The sequence below is a fragment of the Exiguobacterium antarcticum DSM 14480 genome (assembly GCF_000685865.1).
In the GTDB taxonomy this organism is placed as follows: domain Bacteria; phylum Bacillota; class Bacilli; order Exiguobacteriales; family Exiguobacteriaceae; genus Exiguobacterium_A; species Exiguobacterium_A antarcticum.
Map to the genome: position 1 here is coordinate 123,197 of NZ_JMKS01000006.1, position 18,899 is coordinate 142,095.

At 44.1% G+C, this 18,899-nt stretch carries 24 protein-coding genes; 12 read left to right on the plus strand and 12 right to left on the minus strand.

The annotated features are described in order from the left end of the window. Positions 1-8: 8 nt before the first annotated feature. Positions 9-224 (minus strand): hypothetical protein, encoded by a 216-nt coding sequence (locus tag P404_RS0116230; protein WP_034774721.1) that lies wholly within the window; start codon positions 222-224, stop codon positions 9-11. 138 nt (positions 225-362) lie between these two features. Between P404_RS0116230 and P404_RS17845 the strand changes: the two genes are divergently transcribed. The 5 genes from P404_RS17845 to P404_RS0116255 all read left to right on the plus strand — a co-directional run bounded on the left by P404_RS17845 (position 363) and on the right by P404_RS0116255 (position 3,288). Further along, the gene (locus P404_RS17845) at positions 363-494 is read left to right on the plus strand and encodes a PspC domain-containing protein (protein WP_236624443.1); all 132 of its coding nucleotides are present in this window, start codon (positions 363-365) and stop codon (positions 492-494) included. A gap of 86 nt (positions 495-580) precedes the next feature. After that, positions 581-760, plus strand: a complete 180-nt coding sequence (locus tag P404_RS0116240) for a hypothetical protein (RefSeq protein ID WP_014970393.1) — start codon at positions 581-583, stop codon at positions 758-760. A gap of 18 nt (positions 761-778) precedes the next feature. Next, complete coding sequence (locus P404_RS0116245) at positions 779-1,600, plus strand: hypothetical protein (protein ID WP_026831361.1); 822 nt, start codon at positions 779-781, stop codon at positions 1,598-1,600. Next, on the plus strand, positions 1,597-2,073 hold the full coding sequence (locus tag P404_RS0116250) for a VOC family protein (RefSeq protein ID WP_026831362.1): 477 nt from the start codon (positions 1,597-1,599) through the stop codon (positions 2,071-2,073). The genes P404_RS0116245 and P404_RS0116250 overlap by 4 nt, the downstream gene beginning before the upstream one ends. A 303-nt stretch (positions 2,074-2,376) precedes the next feature. Beyond that, complete coding sequence (locus tag P404_RS0116255) at positions 2,377-3,288, plus strand: methyl-accepting chemotaxis protein (RefSeq protein ID WP_026831363.1); 912 nt, start codon at positions 2,377-2,379, stop codon at positions 3,286-3,288. Here P404_RS0116255 and P404_RS18530 read toward each other — a convergent pair. The 4 genes from P404_RS18530 to P404_RS0116275 all read right to left on the minus strand — a co-directional run bounded on the left by P404_RS18530 (position 3,285) and on the right by P404_RS0116275 (position 5,895). Continuing rightward, positions 3,285-3,446: a hypothetical protein gene (locus tag P404_RS18530; RefSeq protein WP_160166526.1), complete on the minus strand. Its 162-nt coding sequence runs from the start codon at positions 3,444-3,446 to the stop codon at positions 3,285-3,287. The two genes, P404_RS0116255 and P404_RS18530, sit on opposite strands and share 4 nt — an antisense overlap. A 40-nt stretch (positions 3,447-3,486) precedes the next feature. Further along, positions 3,487-3,939: a GNAT family N-acetyltransferase gene (locus P404_RS0116265; RefSeq protein ID WP_026831364.1), complete on the minus strand. Its 453-nt coding sequence runs from the start codon at positions 3,937-3,939 to the stop codon at positions 3,487-3,489. A gap of 143 nt (positions 3,940-4,082) precedes the next feature. Beyond that, positions 4,083-5,291, minus strand: a complete 1,209-nt coding sequence (locus P404_RS0116270) for an MFS transporter (RefSeq protein WP_026831365.1) — start codon at positions 5,289-5,291, stop codon at positions 4,083-4,085. A 1-nt stretch (position 5,292) separates the two neighbouring features. Next, positions 5,293-5,895: a winged helix-turn-helix domain-containing protein gene (locus P404_RS0116275; RefSeq protein WP_026831366.1), complete on the minus strand. Its 603-nt coding sequence runs from the start codon at positions 5,893-5,895 to the stop codon at positions 5,293-5,295. 161 nt (positions 5,896-6,056) lie between these two features. Here P404_RS0116275 and P404_RS0116280 point away from each other — a divergent pair, with 161 nt between their 5' ends. Further along, a complete protein-coding gene (locus tag P404_RS0116280) occupies positions 6,057-6,476 on the plus strand; it encodes an SRPBCC domain-containing protein (RefSeq protein ID WP_026831367.1) in 420 nt (139 codons plus the stop codon). Between the two features lie 53 nt (positions 6,477-6,529). Here the strand turns inward: P404_RS0116280 and P404_RS0116285 are convergent, their stop codons facing one another. After that, the gene (locus tag P404_RS0116285; protein ID WP_026831368.1) at positions 6,530-7,609 is read right to left on the minus strand and encodes a hypothetical protein; all 1,080 of its coding nucleotides are present in this window, start codon (positions 7,607-7,609) and stop codon (positions 6,530-6,532) included. A gap of 204 nt (positions 7,610-7,813) precedes the next feature. Here P404_RS0116285 and P404_RS0116290 point away from each other — a divergent pair, with 204 nt between their 5' ends. Next, positions 7,814-8,383 carry a PadR family transcriptional regulator gene (locus P404_RS0116290; RefSeq protein ID WP_026831369.1) on the plus strand — a complete coding sequence of 190 codons (570 nt, stop codon included), beginning with the start codon at positions 7,814-7,816 and terminating at the stop codon, positions 8,381-8,383. Further along, positions 8,355-8,810 (plus strand): DUF4188 domain-containing protein, encoded by a 456-nt coding sequence (locus P404_RS0116295; protein WP_026831370.1) that lies wholly within the window; start codon positions 8,355-8,357, stop codon positions 8,808-8,810. Before P404_RS0116290 ends, P404_RS0116295 begins: the two co-directional genes overlap by 29 nt. Before the next feature lie 38 nt (positions 8,811-8,848). On the opposite strand, the gene P404_RS0116300 is transcribed toward P404_RS0116295, so the two are convergent. Further along, positions 8,849-9,787: an IS30 family transposase gene (locus P404_RS0116300; protein ID WP_026829704.1), complete on the minus strand. Its 939-nt coding sequence runs from the start codon at positions 9,785-9,787 to the stop codon at positions 8,849-8,851. 257 nt (positions 9,788-10,044) lie between these two features. Here P404_RS0116300 and P404_RS0116305 point away from each other — a divergent pair, with 257 nt between their 5' ends. Continuing rightward, on the plus strand, positions 10,045-11,199 hold the full coding sequence (locus P404_RS0116305; RefSeq protein WP_034774026.1) for an ISL3 family transposase: 1,155 nt from the start codon (positions 10,045-10,047) through the stop codon (positions 11,197-11,199). Positions 11,200-11,281: 82 nt separating this feature from the next. After that, entirely contained in the window at positions 11,282-14,041 is a 2,760-nt protein-coding gene (locus P404_RS0116310) for a TrlF family AAA-like ATPase (protein WP_026831371.1), read from the plus strand. A 199-nt stretch (positions 14,042-14,240) separates the two neighbouring features. Here P404_RS0116310 and istB read toward each other — a convergent pair whose 3' ends face one another. The 3 genes from istB to P404_RS19075 all read right to left on the minus strand — a co-directional run bounded on the left by istB (position 14,241) and on the right by P404_RS19075 (position 16,950). Further along, positions 14,241-14,942 (minus strand): IS21-like element helper ATPase IstB, encoded by a 702-nt coding sequence (gene istB / locus P404_RS0116315; RefSeq protein WP_034773873.1) that lies wholly within the window; start codon positions 14,940-14,942, stop codon positions 14,241-14,243. A gap of 11 nt (positions 14,943-14,953) precedes the next feature. Next, positions 14,954-16,390 (minus strand): IS21 family transposase, encoded by a 1,437-nt coding sequence (gene istA / locus P404_RS0116320; protein ID WP_026829677.1) that lies wholly within the window; start codon positions 16,388-16,390, stop codon positions 14,954-14,956. Between the two features lie 194 nt (positions 16,391-16,584). Further along, entirely contained in the window at positions 16,585-16,950 is a 366-nt protein-coding gene (locus P404_RS19075; protein WP_150111993.1) for a DUF1272 domain-containing protein, read from the minus strand. On the opposite strand from P404_RS19075, the gene P404_RS0116325 reads away from it, so the two are divergent. Beyond that, a complete protein-coding gene (locus P404_RS0116325) occupies positions 16,893-17,336 on the plus strand; it encodes an Lrp/AsnC family transcriptional regulator (RefSeq protein ID WP_026831372.1) in 444 nt (147 codons plus the stop codon). The two genes, P404_RS19075 and P404_RS0116325, sit on opposite strands and share 58 nt — an antisense overlap. Continuing rightward, a complete protein-coding gene (locus P404_RS0116330; RefSeq protein WP_026831373.1) occupies positions 17,333-18,097 on the plus strand; it encodes an aminoglycoside phosphotransferase APH(3') in 765 nt (254 codons plus the stop codon). Before P404_RS0116325 ends, P404_RS0116330 begins: the two co-directional genes overlap by 4 nt. A 70-nt stretch (positions 18,098-18,167) precedes the next feature. On the opposite strand, the gene P404_RS0116335 is transcribed toward P404_RS0116330, so the two are convergent. Beyond that, the gene (locus tag P404_RS0116335; RefSeq protein WP_026831374.1) at positions 18,168-18,368 is read right to left on the minus strand and encodes a putative periplasmic lipoprotein; all 201 of its coding nucleotides are present in this window, start codon (positions 18,366-18,368) and stop codon (positions 18,168-18,170) included. Between the two features lie 14 nt (positions 18,369-18,382). Beyond that, entirely contained in the window at positions 18,383-18,853 is a 471-nt protein-coding gene (locus P404_RS0116340; protein ID WP_026831375.1) for a site-2 protease family protein, read from the minus strand. Positions 18,854-18,899: the final 46 nt, after the last annotated feature.

Sequence of the window (18,899 nt, forward strand, 5' to 3'; positions counted from 1 at the left end):
TGCATCTTTTAGGCATTGTAGCCGACGAACAGTGTGAAAAGCATCAATCCGGCCGAACCGACGATGCAGGTCAGGCAAACGACAGTCGTAAAAATACGCAACGGCAGCGGCAAGCTGACCTGTCTTTTCCAGACGACATACACGACGACGGCACTCGCCATCATCAGTAAAGCCAAAATCGAGAACGGTAACGCCCGTTCCTGAATCAAATGAAAAATATCCAACGACTCACACGTCCTTTCTGTCAGATTCCGAATCGAAGGGGTTGTCCCCTGCAAAATCGGACTCCATTACGTTATACTAATTATTGTAACATATGGATGAATCACCCAACATCGAATCAGAGAAAGAAGGGAAGACGATTGGCCCAACCATTACGCAGATCAGCAACAGATCGATCGGTTCAGGGGGTGTGCGGCGGACTGGCGGAACACTTCGGGATCTCGTCACTGGCCGTCCGCCTGATTTTCATTGTCATTCCGCTTCCGAATTAACTTAATCATCTACATGATTCTCGCTAACGCGATGGCCGATGCGCCAAGAACATTGTAAAAACGTATACACAAAGGAGGACAGGGGCATGACAAACGGAAAGATTGCACTTCGTGTGTTGGGCGTTTTGATCGGCGCGATCGTCGGTTTACTGATTGTTTACGAAGCGAAGGGTACCTTTGACGTCAGTGTCCTGCTTGGATTCGTGGCCGGTGCTTTGATTTTTGCCCTGATCAACATCATCTGGGTACGCGTCAGAAAATCTTAAACAGCAGGGGGAAATGGAATGACTTACTTAATTTGTACGACGTGCGGGGTACAGATGGATGAGAACATAACACAGGACGATATCTGCCCGATTTGCACAGATGAACGGCAGTATGTGAATCCAAACGGTCAATCGTGGACGACACTTCCGGATCTGATTTCGTCCGGTACGTATCAGACGACCGTGACAGAAGAACAACCGGGAATTCAAAGTCTCGTCACGACACCGAAGTTCGGGATCGGGCAGACGGCATATCTCGTCACGGGAACAAAACGGGTTCTTTGGGACTGCATCACCTATCTCGATCGGACAGTCATCGAGGAAGTGGGACAACTCGACGCGATGGCCTTGTCGCATCCGCACTATTACGCGACCCAGGTCGAGTGGGCGGAAACGTTTGAAATTCCGCTGTACATTCATGAAGCGGACAAGGAATGGGTAACCCGGCCGAGTGAGCGGATTGTCTTTTGGTCCGGTGACCGTTTAGAGTTAGCTGACGATGTAGTGTTACACCGGATCGGCGGTCATTTTGACGGGGCGACCGTGCTCGAATGGACGACCGGGGATGAAGGACTCGGGATTTTACTGACCGGAGACATCATCCGGGTCGTCGCTGACCGGGCGTGGGTCAGCTTTATGTACAGTTATCCGAATTTGATTCCGTTACCGGCGGCGACCGTCGCTGAAATGGCGTTTGTCCTAGAAGACGTCCGCTTTAATCAAATCTACGATGCGTTCCATAAAATCGTCGTAACGGATGCCAAAGCCTCCGTTGCGCGTTCCGCTAGCCGCTACATCGAGGCGTTAAACGGACACGTCAAGGAACGTGAACGGCGATGATTCTTGGCCTCTATGAAGCACATCTGCCCGTCCGCAATTTACAGCGGTCAATCGATTTTTATGCGGGACTCGGGTTGAAGCTTGATCACATCGTGGATGAAAAAATCGCCTTTCTCTGGATTGCCGAAGAGCAAAGCTGGCTCGGGCTCTGGCAAGCGGACCAAGTCGAGTTGCCGTACCATCCGTCAATCCGCCATATCGCGTTTCACGTGTCGCTCGCCGGTTTACGTGAATCGGTCGCTTGGCTGACGGAACGCGGGTTTACGCCGCGTAAAGCGTTTGGTTTTGAAGGAACGGAACCGTTCGTCATGCCGATCGCCCAGCATGCCCATGCGAAGATCCATTTCAATGATCTAGACGGCAACAGTCTCGAATTCATCACGAAGCTCGACAATCCACTCGGTGCGCAGGACTACATGTACTTAAGCGAATGGGAGACTCTTTTAAATGAGCATGGGTTCACCTTAGAATAAGCAAGTCCTCCTCGATTCATCGTGAATCAGAGGAGGACTTTTTTGATAGTACATCTTATTCAGCTCTCATCATCCGATGAATATACATTTGGAACTATGCTGTAAAGATGGGGATTAATATTCCTGAAAAAGACCTGTTTTGAGCGATGGGTCAATGTTTTGAGACGTATGAGCAGAATGATGTGCACATAAATCATGGCTTGTTATGATAACAGCAGACGAAGAAACGTTCTGCTAAAAAATATCTTTTCTGCTCAATTTTTAAAAATCAAAGTATTATACGACCCGAAGGAGATTACCTACGTGACGACACCGCTACCTACCAATCAGACACTTGCCTCTACACATGTCCTTGAAGCCTTAAATACAAATGTCGCAATGATCCGTTTTGATACGCAACGCCGGGTTGTTGATGTCAACGACTTGTTTGCGAAGACGATGAAGTACAAACGCGATGAGATGATTGGCATGCATCATCATCTCTTCTGTACGACAGAGTTTGCGAACAGTGACAGCTATCAAAAATTATGGAACAAATTGTTGAGTGGTTTCAGCTCAGCCGATAAAATCGAACGGATTGATGCGCGCGGCGACTCCATCTGGTTAGAAGCGACTTATATGCCGATTTATGAAGCAAATCAAGTCGTCGGCGTCGTCAAAATCGCCTCCGATATCACGAGTCGCCAAGAGACGATCCAAGAATATGCCATATCTTTTGAAGGCATAGCAACGGATCTTGATGACCGGTCCATGCAAGGCAAACAGGAGAGCCGTCAACTGAAACAAACAATCGAGAAGATGGCGGACGATGCCAAAGAAAATTTACGGACACTCGCGAATCTGCAGGAACAGTCTTCCGAGATTACAAAGATCACCGGAACGATCAAAGAGATTGCCGCCCAAACCAACTTATTGTCGTTGAACGCCTCGATCGAAGCAGCACGCGCCGGTGAGCACGGAAGCGGCTTTAACGTCGTCGCGACGGAAGTCCGCAATCTCTCGAAACTTGTTGAACTCGCCGTCATTAACGTCCGCGACACGACGGAACAGATGAACAAGGAACTGGAACGGATTCAACAGGGGATCACGCGGGCAAACGCCGATGCCTCGTCCAGTGTCTCCGTCATGGAAGAGACGTTACAACGGTTCGAGACCGTCAGCGAGTCGGCACATGAACTGAATGAAACGGCAAAAAAATTCACGACAGTCATTTAAACGAACAAGTCATACGCTAAGCTCGGACATGATTTTAGACTGAAGACAAAGTAGCGGTTTTTCTCTTTATCGAGAAGGACCGCTTTTTTGTTCGCTTCGAATCGTTTTCCTGGGACAAGTTTCGTTGCACCAAATACTCCTTCTGTGTTTCCATTCATGATAGACGACGAGTTGTTCTAGAGGAGTATGGAGAGACTCTTATATGTCTTGAGATAACCGAATCATATCTTTGCACCGGATACCGTTTTCTATGATGTCCTCTTCGTAATGCCGCAAGAAGAAATTTAGATCGACTCCAACAATACGAAATCCACATTTTTGATAAAGAGCCAACTGGCCAATGCTTGAATTTCCTGTCCCGATTTCAATGGTTGTGTAGCCCATCGCTTGCGCGCTTTGGATTGCATGTTTTAAGAGATATTTTCCGACGCCGTTGCCTTGATACCGCTCGTCTATTGCAATATTTACGATTTCGATCGTTTGCGGTCTCGTGGGTAGAAGCACATGTACCCCGATCAGTTGATTTCTTGTTTCAGCAACGAAACAACGACCTCTTTTCAAATATTCTTCGACTAGTTTCTGAGACGGGTCCGCTGTCAGCAAGAGCTCCATCGGAGGATTCTCATGAGCTGACAGTTGACGGATGTTTATATTCATACACGCATACCCCTCACGGATTAGTTTTGATGTATTCGCTTTTTTTCAATGGCTCAAGATTTTTCGTTCCTGTTAATTCATTTCTACAAGTTAAAGTCATGTCCCCCTGAAACGGGACATAACTTTTTTGGACGCGTTCACCTGATCCGGACAAAGGCAGTACACACCACAAAAACGATCCCGCAACCGCAGAACAAAAGAATCTGTTCGAGACGGATCTCAAACGACAGTGTGAGGGACAGCATGGCGTAAGACAATGGAACCAGACCGTTTGACGCGGCATTGACAAGGCTCATGACCCGTCCCATCATCTGTGGTCGTGTCGTTGTTTGAATCGTCGTCAAAATGAGGACATTGATGATGGAGGAGATCCCTCCCATTGTCAGCAACAGCAGAACTCCATGCCAGACGTGTCCGATTTGTCCGAGTGATACAAGACCGACTCCAAGCAGACCAATCAGCGATAGCAACAGGCGAAAAGATTGATTGATTAGGTTGCTGAAGCCGATCCAGGCCGCACCAAGCAGCATGCCGAGCTGATACGCCCCTTGGAGATAACTCAGATCAAGGGCTTGACCCAATAAAACCCGGTCGACCAACAGGGGAATCCCCATCAGCAACGGACCAAAAAAGAAGAAGTTGATGATAATCAGCAGGAAGAGGATTCGTTTTAAGTACGGGTCGGCAAAGACATAGTGAAACCCTTGAGCGAGTTCAAGCCAAGCAGAGGTCCGAGTCGGGTTGTCGACGGGATGTTCGCGAATGAAAAAGGTACCGAGCGATGCGAGCAAAAGAAACAGTGCAATCGTCAAAAATATGAAGTGAAACGAAGAGAAGGTCAGCAGTACGCCGCCAAGCAACGGGCCGGAGAACAACGCCATCTGATTGGAGGTTTGAAGAATCGAATTGGCCCGTGTCAAATCTTCTTTCGAAACGAGAAGGGGCAACAGAGATGAACTGGCAGGGGAGAAAAAGGCATCGATGCAACCGAATAAAAAAGCAAATACAGCGAGTGGAACGATCGTCAACAGCTCGAAGTGATAGACGGACAGCAACAGCAGAACAAAGGTGAATCGTAGCAGACTGGAATATCGTAAAATGATTGATTTCTTGAATCGATCGGCAATCACGCCACCCACCACCATCAAGAATATCCGCGGCAACAACGTCAGCATCAAGACGAGACCTAAATAAGCATCAAGTTTTAAGACGCGGAGGATATACCATTGCTCGGCAAACAAGTAGGTCGATAGGGCGAGAAAGGAACAGGTACTGGCGAGCCAAAGTGCTCGAAACGAACGGTTCCGCAAGAGCGGTTGATGCGTTTTTTGCTCAGTCGCTTGCATGTCATCTCTCCTCATCTCCTTGAAATAAAGGTGCATCAATCTCAAACGCCGTCGCCATCACGTAATATAATTTTTTGTCCGCTACAGCCGTCGACGGATCCTGTTCGATGTCCTGCAACAGTTCCCGGTACCGTTTCGTAAACGTCAAGAATTGCTCAGGTGAAAGTTGGATTTCTTGTTGCAGCGACAGGCTTTCCCAGTCCTCTACGTCAGAGGAACGTGGAGCAAACGACCGGTCGGGTGCGGTCAAAACCCGGGTCTTCGCCCGGTCGAGCACTTCGATGTACGACTGGCGTGTCGCCTGTTTCGTCTCGACTAGATTGAGCAGATGATCGGCCGGAATGAATCCGCGGGCAACCGCCTGATAATACTTCAGGACGTTGCCGCCCCGGATTTCTTCCTCGACAAGCCGGATTAGTTGATACTTTTCGAGTTCCCGCAGATGATACAAAATTTTTGCCCGGGAGACGTCGAGCTTTTGCGCCAATTGCTGACCGGTATGTGGTTGTTCAATCAGATGCATCAGCATTTTCGTCCGCATCGGATCACTGATGACTTTGAGTTGTTCGTACTGTTCGAGAATTAAAATCGGCTGTTGTTTCATTCTCATCTCTCCTTTTATTAACCGGTTAATTTCTGTTAACTGTAATCTTAGTATACCTGAATGATTGACAAAATAAACCATTTTTAAAAAGCAGGATTTGTTTCATTCGAACCGAACGTTAAACAAAGAACAGATTTTCTACTGACAAAGGAGTGGGGCAAATGGAACAACCGCAAATTCTTGAAATCAACGCCGTCATTCAACGTCCGGTCGCAGATGTCTGGACGTATTGGACGGAACCGGACCACATCAAAGCCTGGAACGCGGCGTCTGACGATTGGCATACGACGGAAGCGACGAATGATGTCCAGGCGGGTGGCCGTTTTTCCAGCCACATGGCAGCCAAAGACGGCAGTATGGGGTTTGACTTCTCGGGCGTCTACCAGGAAGTCATCCTGTATGAAAAGCTTGCCTATACGCTCGAAGACGGACGGCATGTAACGGTACGGTTTACGGCAAACGGCGAGGAAACGGAAGTCGTGGAAACATTCGAGGCGGAGTCGATGAATCCTCCGGAAATGCAACAAGCGGGCTGGCAGGCGATTCTTGACCGATTCAAGGCATACGCGGAACAACACTGAATACGAGCAGACAGCAAAAAGCCCGTCCGATCTGGAACGGGTTTTTCTCATGTTCAGTTGTTGACTTGAATGATGCGGAAAGATACGGTTCCGTCATTCCGGACGACACTGTAACCAAGCTGACCGTTGGTGAAGACCGGTTTTGAGTATTCGCCTTCCTTGTCCGTCAACGGGACGACGGTTCCATTCGACAGGTCCGCATACAGAAGTTGATTGCGCTCTTCCCGGAAGACGATGTGATCCGGCGTCAGGAAACAAAACCCGTCAATCAGGTAATACGGTTCGGGTGTCTTGTAACGGTAGGACGTATGATTCGACACGTGAGCTTGAAATTCCGCAGATCCTTCCGCTCCCGTCGCCAGATAATGCTGTCCATAGGCGAAATCAAACGGCATCGTCGTCTTTTTGATGGCTTTTCCGGAAAGCGTCGTATAGACAGTCGTCTTTTCGTCCGCTTTGTATGTCGTTTGATCAAGAAGAATTCCCGCATCACCGTCCCGTAAGGACTGGGCATAGTCGCCGCTCCGGGTTGCTGATTCCTTCACTGTCAGCGTTTTTTGTGTCGTGACGTACCCGGTCGCTACATCATATTTTTGCACGAGTGACTGGGTCTGATCTTTCTCATGGGTATGTTTGATCCAAGAGACATGTGCCGTCGTGGCTTGGAGATCCGGATAAAAACGAGACGGTTCTCTTCCGTGGTCAAGTTGTTGAAGTGATCCGGTTGCTAGATCCATCACTTCGAGTGTCCAGTTGCTGTCCTCTCCGTTGTCCTGATAACGGATCCAGAACAATTGTCGTCCGACACCGACCAGTTTATAGATGGTTTGGCTCGTCGAATAGATTTTTTTAAGTTGTCGATTCGTCAGCGAGTAACGGAAAATCGAACTGTCTTTTTCGATTGAGGCATAAAAGTACACGGCTGCTTCATCAATATAGCTCGGACCGGACAGGTAAGGATATCGTTGATAGACAGCAGTTAAATCGTAACTGTTGCTTTGTCCGAGCGGCGAAAACGTCTCACTGCGGATCAATTCTTTTGGTACTGGAACCGGGGGCGTTGGTTCCGGTTGACTGCATCCTACAAGCAGCAGGACAAGGCTGAATAAGCTGAGTTTTAAAAAATAAGGCATAGCGAAAAACTCCCGTTCTGTTTAAAGAAAATGAAAACTCTCTTAGTTTAAAACGAAACTTCTTCATTACCCTAAATAAGAAAGGGAGATTACAAGAATGTAAGATGACGTTTCCTTAATGAATATTCTGAATATTCGTTTAGTAACTGAAAGACCGGGAATATATATCTAAAAGATACTATCTAAAAGATATAGGAGAATCCGATGCCTAAAGAAAACATGACACGATATGCGATTTTAGGATTGCTGGCAAGCGGCTGTACGTCAGGCTACGAAATGAAGCATACGATTGATACAAGTCTCAATCATTTTTGGAAGATCAGCTTCGGACAGGTTTATCCGATGCTGAAAACGTTGGCACAGGAAGGGTTAATCGTCGAAGACACCGGAGAGGGGGATGACCGGAAGACCTTTGTTCTGACACCGGACGGCGAGGTGGAACTCGGACGTTGGGTCCAGGAGCCGACGACCGAACTGCCGGTGCAACGGAACGAACTGTTGCTGAAACTCTATTTTACCCGGCATGAATCAAAGGAAACGACGATTCAAAAAATCGATCAGCATGCCGCTCTGCTCCGGGAACGGTTGGAGACGTACAACCTGATTGAACAATCGATTCGTGACTATCCTGAGACAAACGAAGCGATGTATTGGCTGCTGACGCTTGATTACGGCAAACGCAAGACACAGGCATTGCTCGAATGGTGTGTTGCATCGATTCAGACACTTGAAGGAGGAAAAGACGATGAAACGCGTGATCGCAACACCGAATGAAGACGTCGTCGTATTTATCATCGGCTTACGGATTAACCGTTTGCGAGCGGTCCGGAAGTGGTTACCGGCCGTTCGGGCGATGACTCCGATGATTGAGGAATGTTATGAGCAGCAGGTCGGGTTGTTGTCGCATGAGATGCTCGTCGGTTGGCGTTCGGTCACGTTGATTCAGTATTGGCGTTCCTCCGACGACCTGATTGCTTATTCGCTCGGCAACCGTCACCTGACCGCGTGGAAACAGTTTAATCAGTCGGCCCGGGCAAGTAACGCCGTCGGTATTTTCCATGAGACGTTTGAAATCAGCAACTACGAGACGATGTATGTCAATCTACCGACGCGTGGACTGGCGAAAGCGGTCGGCGAAAGTACGATTCAGAAACATCAGGAGCAGGCTACAGATAGATTGGCAGAGAAATCTGACAAATGATTAAATTATTTAATTATTTATTTTCTTTCGACGGTTTGTCAAATTAAGTGCAACACTTCTTCCGAGAAGACCTCGTATGCAGTTTTCCAGTTGAGACATTTCCGTGGTCTCCCATTGATCCAGGCGAGCGCTTGAGCGAGTTCAGAACGACTGACCTTTCCGAAATCCGTCCCCTTCGGGAAAAATTCACGGAGAAGACCATTGGCGTTCTCGTTACTTCCACGTTGCCAAGAAGAATACGGATCCGCAAAATACATCGGTACGCCTAACGTTTCACGAATTCGTTCATGACAGCTAAACTCTTTTCCACGATCTGTCGTCGCGGTTTGAAACGTTCCCGACGGGAAGTAGAGATGCAATGCTTTAATCGCTGACTCCATCGAGGCAGCGGACCGATCCTCCATCGGCACAGCGAGATAGAAACGGCTCTTTCGCTCGACGAACGTTGCGACACATGCCTTGGATTTCCCTCTGGCTGAGACGACAGTATCCAGCTCCCAATGTCCAAACGTTTGGCGCCCTTTGACGTCGGCTGGACGTTTACTGATTGGTAATCCGACATTGAAGCGTCCACGCGTCTCACGTGGTTTCTGACGCTTTCCCTTTTGGCGAAGAAAACTAGAATTGGCCTCGACGAGGCCCGTATAGATCCAGCGATAAATTGTCTTGAAGGATAGTCCTTCTTCTTGGAATAAACGTCCGGCAATCTGTTCAGGCGACCATGTCTCGCGTAACTTTTCGAGGATACGAACTCCTTTTTCTAGCGTGAACTTCGTCCGTGCACCGCACTTCTTTTTGCGCTCAACATAACGCTGGTCAGCACAGGAAGCATCATAGTAAGGGTTTCGTTTTAATTCTCGTGAAATCGTAGAAGGTTGACGCCCCAGGCGTCCCGCAATCTTTCGGACGGATAAACCTAAATCGAGATACGTTTCTATTTTGACTCTTTCTGATGTGGTAAGATGAATATAGCTCATAACGAATCCTCCGTTGAATGTGGTGTGGTAACTCCATTCTACACGAGGCCGTTATGGGCTTTTTGTGTTTTCCGTCAGGTGTTGCACTTAATATTACAATTCGTCTTTCAAAAAAATTTTTTATACATAATTGGCTCATCACCATAAGGTGTGGTTGACACATAAAATCCATCGGATTTTAAATCGAACATAGAAAAAAAGCGAAAACCCCGGTATCGTAATTGTTGTCTAGACAAACCACGATTGGAGTTTTCGCCTTGTCCCAACAGTTTATCAAATTAATTCTTCCGCTTCCAGCCCTTTTTCAAATCCAGATGTCGTCCGATGAAGAACCGCACGTATTTCCTGTCATTCCTGATACACATGAAATCCCTTGTCCGCTATGCGAAAAAAAGACCATCCTGCATTCGAAAAAGCGTCGTCGTTTTCGACACGGTCATGCGTGGGGAGTCGGTGCCTTGTGGATCGAACTGGATGTCCCACGTCAAAGATGCCTCTCTTGTGATTTGACGTTCGTATATGACTACGGTCTCGGACTCGTCCGTACTTCTACCGAAGTGTTCCGAAAAGGCATCACAGAACGGTGCCATGGCCGGACAATTTCAGATGTTGCGCATGAATATGAACTTCCTTATACGACTGTGGAACGGTGGTTTTATCAGTACGCTTCAGTGGATACAGTGGGACAGGCGACACACATCCTCGTCGATGAGTTCGCCACGAGAAAAGGACACCACTATGCGACGATCGTTCTTGATGCCAAGACTGGACGTCTTCTGTCTATCGTCCCGGGCCGGGACGTATCGGCGATTACGGCTGCGCTTCAAGGTGTACTGGGAGATGTTCGTTCTGTCGTCAGTGATTTTGCACCTGCGATGGCGAAGGCAACTACTCGTGTCTTCCCGAATGCAGCGCATGTGCTGGATCGTTTTCATCTCATCCAGTTCTTTACGGATGCTCTTCGCCGCCGGCGTCGTTTTTTGAACGAGGCAAGACGCCATCATCATGTTCGTGTGATTGATCGTGCTCTCGCTTGTCGTCCGGAAGCATTGGCTCTTGAAGATCGAGAGGTCGCCCATTCTTGTATTCTAGAAGACTCGTTTACCCGGGATCTTTATCAAGGACTCCAACATATTCGATATGTGTTGAAAGCAACGTGCGACGGGCAGGCATGCCGAAGACTGAAAGACTGGCTGGAACGTTATCAATTTCATCCATGCGGACCTCTTGCGAAAATCGCGAAAGCGATTCGTGGCCGTGAAGAAGCGATGCGTCAAACCATTGTATCGACACTATCGAATGGGAAAATGGAAGGGACGAACAATAAGATTAAGCTCATTAAACGTCGTGGTTATGGCTACCGAAACCTCGAACGATTCTTTTTGAGATTGCGCCTTGAGCTTGGTCGTTAAAATAGCAACCACGTGTTATGGTGATGAGCCACATAATTCCTTTTTTGAGATTTAATGTATAATATTTTTTGAGGTGAATACAATGAATCTAGATAAAGGCTTGAAGTGGTATAAAACAGATTTACATTTGCACACGGTGACTAGTCCGTGTTTTAGTGACGCTCAGTCTTCTCCGGAAGATTGGGTAAAAAGATGTTTAGAGCAAAATCTAAACTGTGTAGCAGTTACGGATCATAATAATGGTGATGGTATCGACATTATAAAAAGTGTGGCAGGAGATAGATTAGTAGTTTTTCCTGGAGTAGAAGTAACATGTGATACTTCAAAAATTCATGTTCTTGTTTTATTTGATCCAAAACACGGAAGTAGTTACGTTAACGAATTTTTAGTTAAGTTAGATATTTATCAAGAAGATCGTGGTAAAACAACTACATCAACGAATAAAAGTATTTTTGAAGTTGCAAAAATAGCTTCAGAAAGAAATGGTGTAGTTATTCCAGCTCATATAGACCAGTTTGCGGGTCTAGGATCATTATCTTATGAAGCAAAAAATAATATATTGAACGATGTCAATATACAAGCAGTCCAAATAGTACATGACTTTTTGTATAAAGAAGATTTAAATGACAATTTGTTACGTAGTAAATTTGAAAATTTATACTCGTCAATAGATGATTTGGAATGGAAGAAATGGAAAGAAGTAGCTTCATTTTTTAAAGATAAGGATATAGCTAAATTAACATTTTCTGATAACCCACTTGAAGAAAAATCAGCTAAACATGGGTTAAATGGTATCGGAAAAAGATTTACTTGGATTAAAATGGATAATGAAGTAACAATCGAAAGTTTTAAACAAGCTTTATTAATGCCCTCTGTTCGAATAATTAACGACACTGTATATCAGGAAACACAAAAATTTCATGCGGATACTTATATAGAAAAACTAGAAATACACAAAACTATATATAATAACAACCAGGTAAACACAATTCATTTTAACCCACAATTAACAACTATTATTGGAGGAAGAGGAACCGGGAAATCCAGTATTTTAAAGCTTTTAAGAATTTGCTTAAACCTATCAGATGAAATTGAAAAATATAAAGAAATATACAAAGACCATAGCGAATTTTCTCAAAAAAATGATGGTGAATTAGGTGTATTCACGGACGAATCAAGAATAGATTTAGTAATTAACGTTGGAAAGTCTAAATTTGAAGTGAAATATTTACATGAACAAGGTAAGGAAAATTTTAGTTTGATTGTACACTATGAAAATGGTGCGCGAGAGGATTTCGATAATTCAGCAACGATTGAAATATTAAAAGATTTAAAGATAAACTTATTTTCTCAAAAACAAGTTTATGAAATTTCGAAAAAACCTAATGCGCTACGTGACTTTATTGATTCCAATCTTGAAGATGAAGAAAACAAAAGTGAAGAGATAGATATCTTGATAAATGAGTATAATGCAAATTGCTTGAACATTTTTGAAATAGAAAAAAAAATCGCTCAAAAATCTTCTTTAGAAATCAAACTTAACGAGTTAAATATAAAAAAAAGAAATTTAAATATACCTCAAGTAAAAGACTTATTAGAAAAAAATGAAATTTACGAAACAGAAGCAAAATATATAAGAAATTATTTGCTATTTTTAGATGATAAAATTATTAACTTAGAAAAAAACGTAAATGAAGCTTTTGTTTTTAATCAATATAACTTCCAATTAACTCATAAATTAGAATTAGACAATTTGTTAGCACATTCTTCTCACGTGTTGGGAGTAGTCAACGAGTCAATTCTAAAGGAAGTAGAAAAACTAAAAAACCATTATGATATTTTAAAAGATCAATTAAACAATTCTCAATGGAGTAAAGAATATATTAACTGTAAAGAACAGCTGGAAAAACTTAAGACTAAAGAAGTAAATTTAGACCGTCTTATAGTTGAAAATCAAAATACACAGTCAGAAATAAAAAATATCGAGAAAAACCTGGAGGATATTAAAAATATTGAATTAGTGGCATCCTCATTAAAAACTAAAAATAATAGTATTTTAATTAAAATTAAATCTTTAAGGCAAGAAATGAGAAACTACAGAAACAATTATTTAAAACGAATATTAGCTGATAATGATATGTTGAAAGTTGAAGTAAACGGCTATCGAGATAAAATTCACTTTGAAAAAATTTTTAGAGAACATATTGGAAGATCTAATGGCTTTGATGGAGATTTAGAAAAGATAATTAATTATTGTTTTAATGGACCAGCGATTGAAAAGATTGATAAATTTTATTCGACTATTCAAGAAGAGGTTCATACGGGAGCTAACAGTTTAGGATTAGGAATAAAATTTTTAAAACATTTGAACAGTTTAAGTATTTCTAAGTTATCAATGCTAAGTACTCTTTTGCCAGAAGATGAAATATTAATAAAATATAAAACTATGGGATCAAACTCTTACAAACCGCTCAGTAATGCTTCCGCAGGACAAAAAACATCTGCAATTCTAACACTATTGTTAAGTTCGGGTAACACCCCATTAATCTTAGATCAACCGGAAGATGATTTAGATAATTCTTTGATATATTCTTTAATTGTAGATAGAATATTAAAATCAAAAACTAATAGACAAATTATTATAGTTACACATAATGCTAATATTCCTGTAAATGCTGATTCTGAATTGATAAATGTTATGAACTCTGAGGAATTATCTTTTAATCCTGTCGGAACTGGTAGCATTGATAATAAAGAAGTAAAAGATTCTATATGTACAATTATGGAAGGTGGAGTGGAAGCTTTTAAATACAGAGCTAGAAAATATAATATTGAGGTATGAATTTTCTTACAAATTTTAACGCTTAATTATATGATTAGTTAGCTTAAAATATGTAGAATTCCTATTTCTGAAAAATATATGTAATTAAATCAGTATGAAATTTAGTAGCAAAATTATTTTAAATGTAGCAAGGGTGTATTTTGCAATAGGTTTGTGCAGTGAATTGCAGAAAAAAGTACAGAACTTTGCCAGTAAATATTTAATTTCTTGATAATGCATGTGTGACACGATAACTATCGCCTGTGAAGGTCAGAATGTGCGCATGATGAATCACACGATCAACGAGTGCTGACGTTAATCTAGGATCTGCGAAAACACGATTCCATTGACTGAATTCTAGATTCGATGTGATGATGATACTTTTCTTTTCGTACCAGTCTGTAATGAGATGGAACAGGAGCTCTGCTGACTCTTTGGATAATGGAAGATAGCCCATTTCATCCAAGACGATAAGATCCGCAGAATCGAGGCGTGTATGGAAGCTACTCAGCTTCCCATCACGCCATGCTTTGGTGAGTTGCTCTACGAGCTCCGAAACACGAAAGAAACGTACTTCTTTTCCTTTACGACAAGCTTCCCGTCCTAAACCAATCGCAAGATGTGTCTTACCAGTGCCGGGGGCACCTGTGAGCACTACGTTTTGCTGATGATCGATGAAAGAGAGCGACATCAATTCTTCTTTCTTGAGATGACGAGGAAAGTAGATGTTGTCATGCCAGCGATAGTCTTCAAGTGATTTATTGTTGATGAATTTTGCTTTTTTTATGAGCCTCTCTGCCTTCGCTTCTTCACGAAGTCTCATCTCCATTTCAAAAAGTGTCGTGAGAAACGTCTCGGACGATTCCATCGGAATCGATTCGTAAATTTCAGCGACGTAAGCGAGCCGAAGGGATTTGCACATCTCTTTTAGATTCACGGCTGCACCTCACTCTGCCATGGTCGATTCAAACTGTCATACTTACTCCAGTCGACATCGTAGGGATGCTCTTCGATGTCAGAATAGGCATCGCTCTGGCTCAGTAGCTCATACAATCGTTCATCGATTTCAGTGATTGAATGCAGGACTAATCTAGATCGTAGCCATCCCAGTCTTTCTCTCCGTATCATCAGATTCTGGATGTTCAGATACTCTCGAATTCGTCCAGGGAGGTACTCTGCGTGGCGTGAATGACCATAACTACGCGGCTTTTTGTACCATTCGTTGAGAATGCTTTCCCAAGGTAACGCCCGTTTCGTCATCATATAAGGTCGCTTTTCTTCGTACAGGATTTCTCCGTGACGAGAAATGATTTTCATATCGTCCCATTTTAGGATTGCTCTCACTTGTCCATGTCGAGAACCAGATGGAACGAGAATCTTCGTTTGATCGATGGTCACTTCTCCATATTTGTTTACCTTCAACAGTTCCTCCTTGAACACCGGAAAGTCTTCTTCCGGCAGTCGAAGGAGATGCTTTTTCTCTTCCACAACGAGATCCTTGATACGTACTTTCTTTTCATAATGTATACGTTCCATGTCATCCCTGAGGGATGATGCGAGGCGTCTGTTCAATGATTCGAAGTCATTCATGACGGGAGAAGGAACCAGGAAGTTGTAACGGACATATCCAACCTTGTTTTCGACGCTTCCTTTCTCATTCCCACTATACGGATTACAGCTTTGAACTTGGAAACCATAGTGCGTTACGAATTGCTGAAAAGCGTCCGTATAAATGGCATCTTCCTTTGTTGTCCGTACTTTAGCGACGGCTGCTGGGAGATTGTCGATTCGTAATTGTTGCGGCACGCCTCCGATTTCTTCGAACAGTCTCTTCAATCCGGTCAGGAAACATTCTTGGTTCTCTGCTGGTAATGCAACCGCAGCTGTTCGATTGCTATACGGCATGGATAGGATCAAGCAATGCACATCGACCGCATGACTGTCCTTCACGACTTCCATGACGCCAAAATCTACCTGTGCTTCTCCGGGCGGGTGGGCCAACCGCTCGAATCGACTATCGTTTTCTACATCGCGACCTAGGCGCCATTCTTTGATGAATTGACAGACGGTCCGGTAGGACCCTTCAAATCCATATGTACATAATGTCTCATATAGTTTTTTATTGGTTCGTCGTTGTTTCTTTTTCATCATCGCATCTTCCTGTAGCCAGTCCTCGATCATTTCGCCCCAACGGGTGCCATACATCATGCCACGCTTTGAAGAATGACTTTCTTTTGGTAGAAAAGACTCATCGGCATATTTTTTAGCAGTTCGCCAGTTCAGGTTAAGATCTTTCGCAATCTTATTGATGGAATAGGATTTATGGTTCCTTAAAAATTTGATACAATTGATTTCAGACATTGTTAGCATTCCTTTCATCTCCTTCACGTTCTTGTTTCGCAACTTAAACGTTAGGATGAATTTGTGGGTGCTGGCAAGTCTTTTTCTTTTTTCGCAAAAGGAGTGCAGAACTGTGTACGTTTCCGTCGCACAAGTCTGCACTCCTATTTTGCATTACACAGCAAGGGAGCGGATTCCAATCATCCGCTCCCTTGCTGTATGTATTACTGTTCTACCCGGACTAATGTTTCTCCGCAATTTTGACAAATCGAATTCATTGTCTCGGTACACTCTTTGCAAAAGGTACAGTTGTGCGAACAGTGGTACGTTTCCTGACCTTCTTCAAATGTCTCAGCACAGCGGGTGCAATTTGTTGCCTGCATATCGTTCACCTCACTTATTTTTGATCTGTCTTTATTGTACGAAAGAAGAACGTGACCAGACAGACGGTTTTCCTTGTTTTTCAGTAGCTTCACCTGAAAATGAATGGTAATTTTAAGATATGTCTTCATAATATTAGGAGGGTGAAAAAATGGACGAAATTGATTATGCGATTCTCCATGCGTTACAAGCGGACGGACGGATGTCATGGACGGAACTCGGCAAAACGGTTGGTCTTTCGACGCCTGCCGTCAACGAGCGGGTTAAGAAACTGGAGGACCGCGGTGTCATCGAAGGATACCGGGCAGTCATCAATCCCGTTGCGCTTGAAAAAACCATCATGGCGATTTTGATGTTCGAAGACACAAAATGCGACGCATTTATTGCGTTTTGCAGAGAGCATCCGGATGTCGTCGAGTGCCACCGGCTCGCCGGAACGTTTAATTTCATGGTCAAATTGTACACGCCGTCGGTCGAGACACTGGAAACGTTTATCGATGCCTCGATGAAGTACGGAAAACCGTCGACCTGGATTCGGTTGTCGTCACCCGTCGCGTTCAAGGCGTTTACGGTCGGGGATGGAATGCTGATATGAAATGTGTTATCAGACAACGGATCGAGCAACAAGTCGGTTTGATTCATTCGATCCATCCCGTTGCCGTGCAAGGGGGAACAGCCGTCGTCTACTACGTAAAAACGTTAGACGGCACCTATATCCTCAAACAGGCAAGCTTACCCCGATACCGCGAGTGGTTGGCGCAGGAAGCGACAGTGATGCAGACGTTCAAGCCGCAAAATCATATTATTATTCCGACGTATATTGATTATATGGAAGACGAGCAACAGGATTATTTATTGATGTCACATATAGCAGGTGAGACGTTGACAACGGCACTGGCGAATGCTTCTGAACTGCAGCGTCTTGAGCTGATTCGTACATTTGGACGGTTCCTCAGACAGCTTCATACGAGCGAGACTAGCTCTACCCATTCTTCACAAGATTGGCTGGATAAACAGCTGCTTCAGGCCGATCACTACATTAAACAGGGATGGACAAATGGTTCGCGCAAGTTACTTAACGCGTTATCCACCAAGCAGCCGGAACCTGTTCCGGCGACGTGGATACACGGAGATTGTACGACGGACAATCTGTTGGTCCGAGACAATGAAATCGTTGCGTTTATTGATCTAGCCGGAATGACGGTCGGCGACCCCCGCTACGATGAAGCCTTGGCGACACGGTCTTTTCGAAAGGATATCCAGATGCTCGATGCGTTCTATTCCGGATATGGATTTCCACCAATCTCAGAAGAAACATTCCGCTATTTCGATAATGGATTGTATGAATTTTATTGAAAAATTTAGAAATAAAAAACGGCTATTCCCTAAACTTTTAAAGGAAATAACCGTATGATTATGTTTTAAATTAAGTACAACACTTCGTTGCTTCTTCGATCTGATTTTTCGGAATCAGAACTTGACCGTCTTTGACCGTAAACTCAATATCATGAGCTTTCAGCCGCTCGATTTGAGCCGGTGTATCTTCTCCCCATGGAACGGTTTTTGGATGCTCAGAAGCACATCCGGCGAGAAACAAACTGCTTGCGAGCAAGAAAGGTCTTAGCATGAAATCATCTCCTGTCAGTCAGTCCGTGAGTTTTTGTTAAAGAACAACCGTTTTAATTGCAGTCCGTCGCTTGGAAAGCCACTAGTCAAGCGAATTGGAATCAGATTAAATAAAATGAAAATGATGGATATCTGTATAAATGGTGGAGCCAATAGATGCATGACCGGACTTGGAAAGAGCTGACTTAATCCGGCGACGAACAATCCGGCTATAAAATTCGCGAAAATCCCGCCGAGTAACAAGACAGCTCTTTGTCCACGGCGAAGCGGGACTGTTGGAGGATATGATTGATACAAGCCTTCCCATATCTGCTTTTTGGCGACGGAAAAATGACCGATTCGTAAGAATGGTTCACCTTTGCCGATGGAAACTGATTTTAGCCTCAGACCGATCAAACGACCGACGAGCGCATGACCGTATTCGTGCAGAATCAGACTCGGTAAGTAAAAGGCAAACATGATTAGATTGAACCATAGTAAACCCATGTTCTTCCTCCTCTCATTAACAAACATAACAAAAATTGGATGTTGA

Coding starts and splice junctions, on each gene's coding strand:
- P404_RS0116240 (WP_014970393.1), top strand. CDS start 581: ATGACAAACGGAAAGATTGCACTTCGTGTGTTGGGCGTTTTGATCGGC.
- P404_RS0116245 (WP_026831361.1), top strand. CDS start 779: ATGACTTACTTAATTTGTACGACGTGCGGGGTACAGATGGATGAGAAC.
- P404_RS0116250 (WP_026831362.1), top strand. CDS start 1,597: ATGATTCTTGGCCTCTATGAAGCACATCTGCCCGTCCGCAATTTACAG.
- P404_RS18530 (WP_160166526.1), bottom strand. CDS start 3,446: ATGAATGGAAACACAGAAGGAGTATTTGGTGCAACGAAACTTGTCCCA.
- P404_RS0116270 (WP_026831365.1), bottom strand. CDS start 5,291: ATGCAAGCGACTGAGCAAAAAACGCATCAACCGCTCTTGCGGAACCGT.
- P404_RS0116275 (WP_026831366.1), bottom strand. CDS start 5,895: ATGAAACAACAGCCGATTTTAATTCTCGAACAGTACGAACAACTCAAA.
- P404_RS0116280 (WP_026831367.1), top strand. CDS start 6,057: ATGGAACAACCGCAAATTCTTGAAATCAACGCCGTCATTCAACGTCCG.
- P404_RS0116285 (WP_026831368.1), bottom strand. CDS start 7,609: ATGCCTTATTTTTTAAAACTCAGCTTATTCAGCCTTGTCCTGCTGCTT.
- P404_RS0116290 (WP_026831369.1), top strand. CDS start 7,814: ATGCCTAAAGAAAACATGACACGATATGCGATTTTAGGATTGCTGGCA.
- P404_RS0116295 (WP_026831370.1), top strand. CDS start 8,355: ATGAAACGCGTGATCGCAACACCGAATGAAGACGTCGTCGTATTTATC.
- P404_RS0116300 (WP_026829704.1), bottom strand. CDS start 9,787: ATGAGCTATATTCATCTTACCACATCAGAAAGAGTCAAAATAGAAACG.
- P404_RS0116310 (WP_026831371.1), top strand. CDS start 11,282: ATGAATCTAGATAAAGGCTTGAAGTGGTATAAAACAGATTTACATTTG.
- istB (WP_034773873.1), bottom strand. CDS start 14,942: ATGTGCAAATCCCTTCGGCTCGCTTACGTCGCTGAAATTTACGAATCG.
- istA (WP_026829677.1), bottom strand. CDS start 16,390: ATGCTAACAATGTCTGAAATCAATTGTATCAAATTTTTAAGGAACCAT.
- P404_RS0116325 (WP_026831372.1), top strand. CDS start 16,893: ATGGACGAAATTGATTATGCGATTCTCCATGCGTTACAAGCGGACGGA.
- P404_RS19075 (WP_150111993.1), bottom strand. CDS start 16,950: ATGACATCCGTCCGTCCGCTTGTAACGCATGGAGAATCGCATAATCAA.
- P404_RS0116330 (WP_026831373.1), top strand. CDS start 17,333: ATGAAATGTGTTATCAGACAACGGATCGAGCAACAAGTCGGTTTGATT.
- P404_RS0116335 (WP_026831374.1), bottom strand. CDS start 18,368: ATGCTAAGACCTTTCTTGCTCGCAAGCAGTTTGTTTCTCGCCGGATGT.
- P404_RS0116340 (WP_026831375.1), bottom strand. CDS start 18,853: ATGGGTTTACTATGGTTCAATCTAATCATGTTTGCCTTTTACTTACCG.